A 12447-nucleotide genomic window follows, 5' to 3' on the forward strand; every position below is an offset into this window, starting at 1 on the left:
TCAAACAGCGTTATGAACACAGGTTAAACACGGTTGTGAACTGCAATGTTTGAACGGCATGGGGGGCGCTCCGCGAGCTTGCACACCTATTCTACCGGGAGCGGCGCGCATACCCTATTCAGCCGGATTGCGCGAGGACACCCCGCCGCGGCGGGGGAAAAAGCCTCAATTGACGGCTCGACGGCGGCACTTTCCCTGCGTGGCGGGCGTCACTAGGATTGCGGCATGGCTGAGAAACCGAAATCGATGGTGCTGGGCGTTGTGGCCGCAGCCGTTTTTGCAGGTCTGGGCCGAATGGTCATCCAAAAGATCATGGCTGACCGGGCGGCGCGGGAGCATCGCGTCACCGCGCCCTTGGATAAGGAAACGCGAGCCAAAATCAGCGACGCCCTGCGCACCCCAAAGTAAGCAGGACCTAACCTCCGAGTGGCTGTTTTCCGGCGGAATGACGCGGATTAGGGCACATACAAATGCGCTATTCAAAGCGGTTAAAAGGCGTGGTTTCGGCGTAGTTTGGAAGTACACCAGGGGTAAAGCCCCGGTACCTTTCAGGACCCACACCAGGAGGAACAATGACCGAACACATTGCCGAAGTATCCGCCTGTAGCGTTGGCACGTGCGGATTCAACCACAACGGATGCACGGCATTCGGAATCACCATCGGTGGCAGCCAGGACCACGCCTCCTGCGCTACGTTCATTGACACGAATGCCATGGGTGGCCTTCCCAAGGTTCTTGCCCACGTTGGCGCTTGCCAGCGCTCCGAATGCGTCCACAACAACAACCTCATGTGCGAAGCACACGACGTCAAGGTTGGCCCCGGCCGTGAGGCCGCCGACTGCCTGACGTACGAGCACGCCTGATATTTCCTGACGACCAAAAGGGTCCCCGCCTCGGTTGAGGCGGGGACCCTTTTTGTGTCCGCTATTTCTTCTTGGTTGCCGCAGGCTTGGCTTCCTTGGGGCTATCGGCTTCCTTCATTTCCTGCTCTGCCGTGGCCTGGATCAAGGCCAGCAGCTCCGGGTCCAGGCCGGGAGCAAACTCTTCCTTGCGTTCCGGAGAAATGGTGATCGGGAATCCTTCGGGCATGACGTCCGTGCTCAGCTCGGTGCCGTCATTGGAGGGCGACGCTCCGCGGTAGAGCTTCCCTGCTTCGCTGAGGTTGTCGGCGCTGAAGGTGTACTGGATGCTCTGGAGACCCTTGTCCAGCAGCTTCTTCACCTCGGGGAACTGCTCCGCGTTGGTCTTTGGGATGGGGAGGACCTTGCCCCAGTTCACGCCCAGGCTCTCCAAGGCCTTGGCATAAGCATTCTCGTGGGCTTGGTCGCGAACGATCAGGTACGCGATGGTGGAGCGCGCCGTCTTGTTTTCCGTCATCTCGTAGATACGGCACTTCTGGAGCCTGCCCGTTGACTCAAGCATCAGGTTGTAGAGCAGGTCCAGCACCAGGTTGCCACTGTTGTAGACGTAGGATCCGCTCCACGGATTGCCCGCGGCGTCCACGGGCAGGGCACCCTGGGCACCCACCAGATAGTGGTGGATGTTGCTGGTGTCCAGCGCGATCTTCAGGGGAGTGGCTCCGCCGGCACCCGGCTGGTCCACAGGATCGGACTTTTTCCCCTGGTAGCGGGGCGAGCCGTCCAAGAGCTGGGAAATGGTGGTTCCAATGAGCTCCACGTGGCTGATCTCCTCAGTGCCGATGCCCTGGAGGAGGTCCTTGTAGGGCTTCGAGGCGGCGTCGCCCCGGAAGTTCATGCTTTGGAAGAGGTACTGCATCATGGTGCGCATCTCGCCGAACTGTCCGCCGAGGCCTTCCTGGAGGGCATTGGCGGCTGCGGGATCTGGCTCGTCTGCAGCGATTTCATTGATGAGAAGCTGGGTGTGCAGGTACATACGTTTCCTCACGTTGTCTCATGCTATGCGTGGGATGGAAACCCTCTGCTGGCCACCCCGGAATCATTACAATAAGCATGCTTACTATTTCAATGCAAGGAATTCCGTGAGGAATTGGGGATTGCTTAGCCCGCAACTTTGTTGGTTAGTGGCTTGCCGTCCCTCAGTGCGGAGATGTTGGCTGTGACCAGCTTGGCCGACCCCTTGGGGCGGTTGCCTGCCACATGGGGAGTGATGATCAGGTTGGGGGCGCTCCAAAGTTTGGAATCGGCGGGCAGCGGCTCGTCCTTGGTGACGTCCAGGGCGGCCGCCCGCAGCCTGCCCTCTTCCAGCGCGGCAATCAAGGCCTCTTCGTCAACGGTGGCTCCACGGCCAACGTTCACGAAGACTGCGCTGGCCGGGAGGCTGCGGAGGATTTCTTCGTTCAGGGCATCCGCGGTGTCCTGAGTGGCCGGCAGGATGGAGACCAGGACGTCCGTGGTGCGCAGGACATCGGGGAATTCGTCCTCGGCCACCACCGGGAAGCCATAGCGCTCGCCCTTGGAGCTGGCGACGCCGGTGACCTTTGCACCCAGTGCGGCCAGCAGGGGAGCGAGCCGCCCGGCAATTGAACCGAAGCCCCAAATGGTGACCTTGGCGCCGTCGAGCGTGTAAAGGTGCTCAGTGTCAGGCACGGACTGGGCTGCGTTATATGCCTGGTTCCAGGACGAGGCCTTCTGGGACTCCATCAGCTGGTCCAGGCGGCGCACTGTGGCCAGAATCAGGGCAAGTGCGTGTTCGGCGACGGGGCCGTCGTGCAGTGAGCGGCCGGACGTGATGGCCACGTTGTCCGCGAAGCCCGCTGCCAGCACTGAATCCGGGCCCGCTGCGAGCGTCTGCACCAACCTGAGGGCGGACATTTCCTTAGCGGCGTCGGACAAGTTCTCCGAGGTGTTCCGCCACACCACCAGCACCTCAGCGTCACGGTGTTCGCTGGGGACGGGCTTGTCCACCGCGTAAACCACCACATCGTCACCCGCGGCAACCAGATGGGCGAGGTCCAGTTCGATGGTGTCCGGGACGAGGATTTTCACGGGGGGCTCCAAGGGTAAATGTGGCGGGTATTTTCGCTCTCGAGGCTATCGCTTCACCAGGCTCGGAGAGGCTACTGCGATTCATCTCTAGCAATGTGACGACTGACACCCTATGGTTGTAGGACGTTCGACGTGGCACGTAACACAAGTAGTCTGCACGTCGTTTCGCATCCTCCCGCTCGAAGCAGTTTCGAAAGGACATCGGATTTGAGATCCTCTTCATCACCTCTCGCCCGCATCGCCGCCGTCGGCACCGTCAGCCTGGGCCTTCTGGCCGGCTTGGGCCTTCCCGCCACCGCTGCACCCATTCCGCCCAGCAACCCCGCGGCAGCTCCCGGTACATTCACCGAGGCCAACATCGGCGCTGACCGTACGGCCGCCAACTTCTTCTACCGGATTCCGGCCCTGACCTATCTGGGCAACAACGTGGTGCTCGCGGCCTGGGACGGGCGTCCGGGCTCGGCCGCGGATGCCCCCAACCCGAACTCGATCGTGCAGCGCCGCAGCACCGACGGCGGCCAGACGTGGGGACCCGTTACCGTCATCGCCGCGGGACATGTTGGCGATGCCAGCGGACCCAAATACGGATACAGCGACCCCTCCTACATTTACGATGCCGAAGCCGGCAAGGTCTTAGCCTTCTTCGTGTACTCCAAGGACCAGGGCTTCGGCGGCAGCCAATTCGGCAACAATGACGCCGACAGGACTGTGATCTCCTCGGCAGTTATCGAGTCCTCGGACGGCGGCGTCACGTGGAGCCAGCCCCGACTCATCACCAACGTCACCAAGCCGGGCACCAGCAAGACCAGCCCTGTTGCCGGCGATGTCAGGTCCAACTTCGCATCCTCCGGCGAAGGCATCCAGCTCAAGTACGGCCAATACAAGGGCCGCCTGATTCAGCAGTTCGCCGGCGATATCCGCCAGGCGGACGGCACCAACAAGATCCAGGCATACTCCGTTTACTCCGATGACCATGGCGCCACCTGGCACAAGGGCGACAACGTCGGGGACCGCATGGATGAGAACAAAACCGTGGAACTTTCCGACGGCCGCGTGCTCCTGAACTCACGGGACAACGCCAACCAGGGCTACCGCAAGGTGGCCATTTCCACGGACGGCGGCGCCACGTATGGCCCGGTCACGCAGGACACCGAACTCCCGGATCCCGCCAACAACGGCGCCATTGCGCGGATGTTCCCCAACGCTGCGCAGGGCTCGGCTGATGCCAAGAAGCTCATCTTCACCAACGCGAGCTCCAAGACCGGCCGCGAAAACGTCTCGGCCAGGGTCTCCTGTGACGACGGCGCCACCTGGCCGGGCGTCCGCACCATCCGTTCGGGTTTCTCCGCCTACTCCACGGTCACCCGCCTGGAAAACGATAAGTTCGGTGTGCTCTACGAGGGCAACTACACGGACAACATGCCGTTCGCGAAGTTCGACGACGCCTGGCTGAACTACGTCTGTGCCCCGCTGGCTGTCCCGGCTGTCACCACCGCGCCGGGGGCCACCCAGCAGGTGCCCGTGACTGTCACCAACCAGGAAGCCGCCACACTTTCGGGCGCCAGCGCCACCGTCTACACACCCAGCGGCTGGTCGGCCACCACGGTGCCGGTTCCCGACGTCGCCCCCGGCGCTTCGGTGACCGTCAACGTTGCCCTAACGGCACCGGCCAACGCCAGCGGTCCGCAGAACCTCAATGCAGCCTTCACGACGGCGAACGGCCGGGTTTCGCAGTTCACCTTCACCGCAACGGTGCCGGCAGCTCCGCAGGTAGGCCTCACCATTACCGGGACGGCACCCGCCCGCGATGTCGTGGCCAGCCCCTACCAGATGGGCGACGTTCTCAGCTACTCGCTCAACGTCAAGAGCACCGCCAACGTCACGGCCAATTCAGTACCGGTTTCCGGGACGTTCGACTCCGGGTTCCTGCCGCCGTCGGCCCCCAACTGCCGGTTCAACAATCTGGCCGCAGGTGCCAGCTACACCTGCACCACCGCCAAGCACGTGATCACGGCAGCCGACATCCAACGCGGCTATTTCGTGCCGGAGGCCAGCTTCAGCATCACGGCAAGCTCGACGCCGTCGCTGACCAAAACGGTACCGTTCACCGGCGCTGCGGTGGCCTTGCGTGACGGCCTGCTGACGGCCGATATCAGCGGGGCGCGCGCCGACGTTGGACGTGATCTGGCAACCCAGCCATACGCGGCCGGCGACCAGGTCCCATATGCCTTCACGGTGAAGAACACGAGTCCGCTGGTGGAGAAGGTGGTCCCCACAGCCGGTAACTTCAGCCCGTTCCTGCCGGAAGGGCCCGGCAACTGCCGCTACAGCGTGCTACCGGCCGGCCAAAGCTACCAGTGTGCCACCCCGCGCCACACCGTGACCGCTGAAGAAGCCGAGCAGGGTTTCTTCATTCCGAAGACCACCTGGGAGGCCAGCTCGGCCGGTCAAAGCACCAAGACCATTACGGTGGACGGCGGCGAAGTGGACCTCAAGGTTCGCGAGCCCAAGCTGGAGGGAACCGTGTCTGCCGAGTGGAGCGACGCTGACGGCGACCGCTTCGCGAGCGTCGGCGATCCCGTGACGTACACGTACACGGTGGGCAACGCCGGGAACGTCGCAGTGACCGGATTGGAGGCGCCCGACGCCGGCATCTCGGCGGCCACGCTGCCTGCCGGTGACACCGTTACGGCTACACGAGAGCGTGTGCTGACAGCCGCGGACGTTGCTGCGGGGAGTTTGGGTGCTGTCTCGTTTGAAGCGACGGCCTGGAATGGTTCCCGGGCAGTTGCGGCCGCAGCCGGGAGTGACCCGCTGGCGCTCGCCGTTCAGCCAGCGCGTCCAGACTCTGTGCCGACACTGACTGTCCAGGAGTTGGGCACGCCGCCGACGGACCTCGGGACTGCGGATAAGTACCGCACGGGCCAGAAGGTAGTGCTCAAGGGCTTGGAGTACGGGAATTGGTACTACGTGTACTTGAATAAGACGGGCTACCGGCTCGGATGGATTTTCCCCACCACGGATAACGCCGTGGAGTTCATTCTTCCGTCGGACGTGAAGAACGGCCGGGATGACGCGGTGGTCCTGGACAAGGACGGCGGCCAAGTCTCCTTCGACCGCCTGCAGGTGACCCCCAAGGGCTAGCCATGTGGCTCGGAAGCAGGCGGCGGATCGCAGGACTCTCCTGCGGTCCGCCGTTTGTCATTCCATGACGAATCACCCTTGTTGTGACAAGACAAAAATCTTGAAATGTGCTGTATGTCATATTCGGCTATCACTAGGTACTCTGTGACTCGGCTGGTTGCGCGGCTTTGACAAGAACTGTCAAAGGTTCAACCAACTGAAAGTTGACAGGCCTGGGCGATGGAGCCCGGTCCTCCCTCAGTGAAAGGTGCAACCACTCGTGAAATCACAAGGAAAGAGCTTCGTCAGAAGCGGGGGACTCCGGAAGGCGGCGGCGATGGCCGTCGGCCTGCCGTTGCTGCTCTCGTCCATGGCGATGCCGGCCCAGGCCGCTCCCGCCCCGGAGGCGCCCGGGAATGTTGCAGGCGTGGCCAAGAAGAACCTTGACCCCGGCTCCTACAAGGACGGCCGTTACATGGTGGTCCTTGCCGAGAAGCCTGCAGCCACATACGACGGCGGCACGGCGGGCCTTGCGCCCACCAAGCCCGAAGAGGGCAAGAAACTGGACGTCGACAGTGCCGAGGTGAAGCAATACCAGCAGCACCTCCAACAGAAGCAGCAGGAAGTCGCCCAGCAGGAAAACGTCACCATCAAGCGTGACTTCACCACTGCCGTTAACGGCTTCAGTGCCACCCTTACGGCAGACCAAGCAATCAACCTCGCCAAGGATCCCAAGGTCCTCATGGTGGCGCCGGATACGCAGTACGCTCCGGACTACTCCACTACCGACTTCCTCAAGCTCAGCGGCCCCAACGGAACCTGGGCTACGCAGTACGGCGGCCAGGACAACGCCGGTAAGGGCACCGTTGTTGGCGTAATCGACACCGGCTACACCCCGTCCAACCCGTTCTTCGCCGGTGAGCCCGTTGGTCCGCTGGTGGGCAACCCCCAGGTCGGCGTTCCCTACCGCACCGCCGACGGCAAGATCGCCATGCTCAAAGCCGACGGCGATACTTTCGTCGGCGAATGCCAGCCAGGTACCGATACCGGCGCGGATTACGACGGCAGCGCGTGCAACTCCAAGGTCCTCAGCACCCACTACTTCGCGGACGCCTTCCTCGAAACAGTTCCGCCGGAAAACCGTGCCCCGGAAGAAGTCATTTCACCCGTGGACGTGGACAGCCACGGCACCCACACAGCCAGCACGGCAGCGGGCAACGCCAACGTTGACGCCGTCGTAGATGGCCGCAGCTTCGGAACAACCAGCGGCATCGCACCCGCCGCCAAGCTCTCCGTATATAAGGTCTGCTGGGAAGACACCGATCCCGCCACCGGCGGCTGCTACGGCTCCGCTTCCGTGGATGCAATCGAACAAGCCATCCTGGACGGCGTGGATGTCCTGAACTACTCCATCTCCGGTTCAACCACGTCCACCACGGATCCTGTGTCGTTGGCATTCCTGTCAGCCGCTTCCGCAGGCATCTTCGTGGCAACCTCGGCCGGCAACTCCGGACCGACCGCCAGCACCGTGAACCATGGAGCGCCGTGGTTGACTACCGTAGCCGCCACCTCCTTCTCGCAAGAGCTCCAGGGCACTGTTGAGTTCTCCGATGGCAGCAAATTCCGCGGAGCGTCCATCATGAACCGCGAGGTGACCGGGGCCGGCGTCGTGCTTTCCACCAACGCCGCAAGCGGTGAAGGCAACGCGGCACTCTGCGCCCCGGGCTCGCTGGACCCGGCCAAGGTAGCCGGCAAGGTTGTTGTCTGTGACCGCGGCGTTGTTGACCGGACCGCCAAGAGCGCGGAGGTTCTGCGCGGGGGTGGCGTTGGCATGATCCTGGTGAACCTGACTGATTCATCGTTGGACACCGATAAGCACATTATTCCCACGGTGCACGTGAACCCGCCCGCCACCCAGACCATCAAGGACAAGGTCACGGCCAACCCGGCCATCACCGTGTCCCTGCTAAACCGGGACACCACGGGCCTGCCTGCTGAAGCGCAGCCGCAGATCGCCGGATTCTCCTCCCGCGGTCCGCTGCTCGCCACGGACTCGGACCTGTTGAAGCCTGACGTGTCCGCGCCGGGCGTCGCGATCCTCGCAGGCGTTTCGCCGATCGGAACCGGAGGGGACAACTTCGGCTTCCTCTCCGGAACGTCCATGGCTTCCCCGCACGTTGCCGGTTTCGGCGCGCTGATCCTGGCCAAGAACCCCCAGTGGTCCCCGGCCACCGTGAAGTCCGCCATGATGACCACCGCTGGTCCGGTCAAGCTGGCCAACGGCGCCGTCAACAAGGACGTTTTTGCCACCGGTGCCGGGCAGGTGGATCCTGCGAAGGTACTCTCACCGGGCCTCGTGTACGACGCCACCACCGAGGACTACCTGAAGTTCATCCAAGGCACAGGCATGGACCTGGGCATGGAAGGGCTGGGCACCACCCAGGCACGCGACATGAACGTACCTTCCTTCGCCCTGGGCAACCTGGCCGGCAAGATCGAGGTCACTCGTACCCTGACGGCATTGACTCCGGGAACATACCGGGCGTCAGTCAACGTCCCCGGTGTCAACGTCAAAGTCACACCGTCAGTCCTAACCTTTGGGGCTCCCGGCGAGAAGAAGACCTTCAAGGTTCAGTTCGAAAACAACAACGCTGCCCTGGGCAAGTTCGCCATGGGTTCGCTGAACTGGCAGGGTGCCAACAAGACCGTCACCTCGCCCATCGCAGTGCGGCCGCAGTCAGTCATCGCGGATAAGGCGTTGGCCTTCACCGGAACGGGCCCCAACGGCTCCGGAACCATCAACATCACCTCAGGCACCAACCTGCCGGTGGGTGTGACCATTGATGGTCTTTCCAAGGCCGATTCCTCTGCAGTCGAGCTGGTTCCCGGTCCGTTCGCGGGCGAGACCAATGCGTCCAACTATGTGAAGAAGGTCACCGTTGGTGAGGGCAGCGCCCTTGCTAAGTTCTCGGTCATCTCCTCCAACGAGGCCGCGGACTTCGACATGCTGGTGGTCACCCCGTCCGGTCAGCAACTGCCGGCCGCCACCGCCTCAGCAAGCGAAACCCTGTCCGTGCCCAACCCGGCAGCAGGCGACTACTACGTCTACGCCAACCTGTACGCGAGCCCCAACAACCAGGCCACCAAGGCAACTGTTGATGCCGCGGTCCTGGGCGCCAATCAGGGCAACGCCTCCGTGACGCCGAATCCGATCCGCCTCGCCAACGGCAAGACCGGTCAGATTTCGCTGAACTGGAAGAACCTTGAACCCGGTTCCTACATTGGTCGTCTGACCTTCGCAGGAACCAGCGAGCCGAGCTTCGTCACCGTCCTGGTCAACCCGGGCGGAGCCGTGGTGGTTCCTGATGAGGAAGACCCGAAGAAGGACAAGAAGGACAAGAAGCACCGCGGCAAGATCCGCGCTGACGAGCCGACGCAGAGCAACAACGCCGGCTGATCCCCTTTGAGTCGATAAACAGCAGTGGCCGGTGGGTGTTCCCGCCGGCCACTGCTATTGTGCAGCCGGAAAGGGTGGCGCGAGCCGGGCTTAGCTTGCCCCGGTTGAGCCCCCTGTATTGCCCAACAAGGCAGCTAAGGTCTTCCAACGGGCGATCTCGCAACCATCGGTCCTGCTGAACTGGCTGTGAACTTTGCGTCCCCGGAACCAACCCTCCACCACAGCTACCTGCGGGCCGCCGTACTGCTGCGTGCAGATCCGGTCCGGACGGGGTTCCGGAAAGAAGATTTCCTCTCCGAACTGCTCGACGGCGGCCAGCGCGGCACGTGCGTCCGGCAAGTTCGAGTCCAGCGAGTCAGGGTCGGGCGAGAGGATGCCGGTGGCGGACCGGAGGAAAAACTCGTGGCTCTCAGCGCCAGGTGCCTCTGTCAGCGTGACTGTGAGGTCGACGTCGTACTCGCTCGTGCTTGTGTCGCTCGTGTTTGCGGAAACCATGGTTACCTTTCGCTGGTGGCGGCGGGTGCTCAGGCAGCCAAACCGCTCAGCTCGTCCAAGAGCGGCCCTACTGCCTGGAGCACGCGGGCCCGCAGCTCCTGGGATTCGGCCGCGAAAGCCCGCTGGTATTCAACGTACTCGGCCTTGCCCTCCGGTGTCTCAATCCTGATGGGCGGGTAGCCCCATTCCTCAAGATCGTAGGGAGATGCTTGCATGTCCATCGCGCGGATTCGCCAGGACAGTTCGAAGCAGTCCATCACCAGCTCACTCGGAAGCGCCGGCGTCAGCTTGTAAGCCCACTTATACAGGTCCATGTTGGCATGCAGGCATCCCGGCTGCTCCATGCTGCGCTGGTTCTCGCGGGTGGGCGTGAGCTCATTCAGTGGGATGGCATCGGGTGTGTAGAAGCGGAAAGCGTCAAAGTGCGAGCAGCGGATGCGGTTCTCTTCAACAACTGCGTCCGTGCCATCGCCGCCGAGCCTCAGTTGCAGGTACTCGTGCCGCAGCTCAAACTTTTCCTGCCGGTACACCATGGCCCACTCGTGCAAGCCAAAGCAGCCAAACTGTGCCGGTCGCTTGGCCGTGCCCCCGAGGATGATTCCCGCAAAGCGGACAGCTTCGGCGCGATCGGTCATGTAGCCGCCCCGATCAAAGGTGACCGCCGGTGTGTCCGGGGCCAGCCCCACTGAGGCGAGCTCGCCGTCGTCGAGCGTTCTGTAGAACTTCCAAGCGGCGCGCTCCAAGGCGCGTTCGCCGCTGAGGACCACGCCGTCGCCGGGATGCCAGCGGAGCAGCTGGCCCGGTTTCTGCGTGTAGTAGGTGAAGAGGAAGTCCTCCACAGGGTGTTTCTTGCCGGCCGAACGGCGGGCCACATAGGGATCGGCGTAGCGAGCGACGCGCGCGTGATGGGCTGCCTCCAGCCCGAGCCACTGCGCTTGGGGGAGGTGCCGCAGCCTAGAGGCCGCCATCTGAACCGAGGACGCTCTTTGCGGCGTCCCATAAGCCGATCTGGCAGCCATCCGTGCGGTTGAAGGAAGCGCTGACCTCCTTGCCATCCACGGAGCCGGTACCTTGGCCGTTGCCGGGCCGCCGTACTGCATGGTGCAGGCCTGATCCGTCCGGGTGGGGGCCGGGCTCAGGAGGGAGGGGCTGTTCTTGAGTGCAGTGCAGGCCTCGGCCGCCGAGGGGTGGCTGCTCTCAGCTGCCGGCGCGCCGTTTGTGCAGACGAGCGTGAACATCTGGGGTGCCGCTTCCGGAGTTTCAAGGAGCGTGATGGAGAGCTCCGCGTTCCCCTGTCCCGGCGCCGCCGAGGTGCTGGTGGGGGAGGCGCTTGGAGTTGCGGTGCTGCTTGGGCTGCTGGAGGTGGCCGACGACGACGGCGCCTGGGTTGCGCTTCCCGTAGTACCCGGGGTGGGGCTGCCTGAGCATGCGGCGAGTCCGGCGACGGCCAGTACAGCCAGTAAGGGCCGAACAAATCGCATGCGCATCTAATCTCCTAAGTTGCATCCATTTTACGTGGCAGTTCCGGTGCTCGTCTCAAGGAGACCACTGAGGCTGTGCGCTTGGCTAGGGGCAACGCTGCCGGGTTTGTCCGGTTCGCCTAGTTGTTCCGCTGGGTGGCGGCGATCAGCCCGGTCATGGCCTGGTGGAGTTCAGCTACTTCTTCGCGGCTGAGTTGCAGGCGCTCGCGGATCTCGCCCGGAACAGCGGTGGCCTGCTCGCGGAGTGCGGCACCTTTATCCGTCAGCTTCACAGCCAACGCCCGCTCGTTGCCGGGTACGCGCTCGCGGGTGATCAGCTCGGCTTCCTCCAAACGCCTCAGCAAAGGGGAGAGAGTGGCAGGCTCGTGGAGGAGGCTGTCGCTGATGTCTTTCAGGGTCCGGGGGCTTCGTTCCCAGAGGGCCAGCATTACCAAGTACTGGGGATGGGTGAGTCCAAGGCGCTCCAGCACAGGCTTGTAGACGCCAACAACACTGCGGGAGGCCACGGTCAGGGCGAAGCACAGCTGGCGTTCCAGAAGGAGGTCGTCCGTCTCAGGGGTGGACTCATCAACGGCTGTCATGGCTGCCTCCTGTGCTCGCTGCCTCATCTATTAGCGCACACCCGGCGATTAGTTAGTGCACTAATTATTAGCGTACTATGGACTCATTGAACCGCCTAAAAGAGGAGTCGATCCGCGTGGCCAAGGAATCCTTCACTCGGAAATTCATGCGCGCGACAGGGAAGTTCCGGATAATTTTCGGCCCCGCGCACAGCAGCTCCCTGGACCACGAGATGACCGACGCCAACCGGAAACTGCTCGCCCAGCGCCAGGCTGAGACGCAGCAATGGGAAACCCTCCGCCGGCCCGACGGCAGCACCTATGTGGTGCCACGCAACCCGGAGGACAAGTCGCTGCGGTAAACC

Annotated in this window: 11 protein-coding genes; 6 read left to right on the plus strand and 5 right to left on the minus strand. The window is 63.0% G+C overall.

Going from position 1 to position 12447, the window contains the following annotated elements; all coding sequences use genetic code 11:
- The first annotated feature begins 225 nt into the window (after nt 1-225).
- Nucleotides 226-408, plus strand: a complete 183-nt coding sequence (locus ARUE_RS03010) for a hypothetical protein (RefSeq protein WP_011773386.1) — start codon at nt 226-228, stop codon at nt 406-408.
- 164 nt (nt 409-572) lie between these two features.
- Nucleotides 573-863, plus strand: coding sequence for a DUF1540 domain-containing protein (locus ARUE_RS03015; RefSeq protein ID WP_017198375.1), 291 nt, complete (start codon nt 573-575; stop codon nt 861-863).
- 61 nt (nt 864-924) lie between these two features.
- Here ARUE_RS03015 and ARUE_RS03020 read toward each other — a convergent pair whose 3' ends face one another.
- Together ARUE_RS03020 and ARUE_RS03025 are read right to left on the minus strand one after the other, a co-directional pair.
- Nucleotides 925-1893, minus strand: a complete 969-nt coding sequence (locus ARUE_RS03020; RefSeq protein ID WP_011773388.1) for a manganese catalase family protein — start codon at nt 1891-1893, stop codon at nt 925-927.
- Between the two features lie 125 nt (nt 1894-2018).
- Nucleotides 2019-2966: a phosphoglycerate dehydrogenase gene (locus ARUE_RS03025; protein WP_014920686.1), complete on the minus strand. Its 948-nt coding sequence runs from the start codon at nt 2964-2966 to the stop codon at nt 2019-2021.
- Between the two features lie 132 nt (nt 2967-3098).
- Here ARUE_RS03025 and ARUE_RS03030 point away from each other — a divergent pair, with 132 nt between their 5' ends.
- Nucleotides 3099-6110 carry an exo-alpha-sialidase gene (locus ARUE_RS03030; RefSeq protein WP_014920687.1) on the plus strand — a complete coding sequence of 1004 codons (3012 nt, stop codon included), beginning with the start codon at nt 3099-3101 and terminating at the stop codon, nt 6108-6110.
- Nucleotides 6111-6426: 316 nt separating this feature from the next.
- The gene (locus tag ARUE_RS03035; protein ID WP_011773391.1) at nt 6427-9546 is read left to right on the plus strand and encodes a S8 family serine peptidase; all 3120 of its coding nucleotides are present in this window, start codon (nt 6427-6429) and stop codon (nt 9544-9546) included.
- 90 nt (nt 9547-9636) lie between these two features.
- Here ARUE_RS03035 and ARUE_RS03040 read toward each other — a convergent pair whose 3' ends face one another.
- Both ARUE_RS03040 and ARUE_RS03045 read right to left on the minus strand, forming a co-directional pair.
- Nucleotides 9637-10041, minus strand: a complete 405-nt coding sequence (locus ARUE_RS03040) for a serine protease inhibitor (RefSeq protein ID WP_011773392.1) — start codon at nt 10039-10041, stop codon at nt 9637-9639.
- Between the two features lie 29 nt (nt 10042-10070).
- Nucleotides 10071-11009: a 3-methyladenine DNA glycosylase gene (locus ARUE_RS03045; RefSeq protein WP_187329915.1), complete on the minus strand. Its 939-nt coding sequence runs from the start codon at nt 11007-11009 to the stop codon at nt 10071-10073.
- A 187-nt stretch (nt 11010-11196) separates the two neighbouring features.
- Between ARUE_RS03045 and ARUE_RS25065 the strand changes: the two genes are divergently transcribed.
- Nucleotides 11197-11532 (plus strand): hypothetical protein, encoded by a 336-nt coding sequence (locus tag ARUE_RS25065; RefSeq protein ID WP_502691429.1) that lies wholly within the window; start codon nt 11197-11199, stop codon nt 11530-11532.
- 109 nt (nt 11533-11641) lie between these two features.
- Here ARUE_RS25065 and ARUE_RS03055 read toward each other — a convergent pair whose 3' ends face one another.
- Nucleotides 11642-12103 (minus strand): MarR family winged helix-turn-helix transcriptional regulator, encoded by a 462-nt coding sequence (locus tag ARUE_RS03055; RefSeq protein WP_011773395.1) that lies wholly within the window; start codon nt 12101-12103, stop codon nt 11642-11644.
- A 116-nt stretch (nt 12104-12219) separates the two neighbouring features.
- On the opposite strand from ARUE_RS03055, the gene ARUE_RS03060 reads away from it, so the two are divergent.
- Complete coding sequence (locus ARUE_RS03060; RefSeq protein WP_011773396.1) at nt 12220-12444, plus strand: hypothetical protein; 225 nt, start codon at nt 12220-12222, stop codon at nt 12442-12444.
- Nucleotides 12445-12447 lie beyond the last annotated feature (3 nt).

Origin of the sequence: Arthrobacter sp. Rue61a (assembly GCF_000294695.2) — a bacterium.
GTDB lineage: Bacteria > Actinomycetota > Actinomycetes > Actinomycetales > Micrococcaceae > Arthrobacter > Arthrobacter aurescens_A.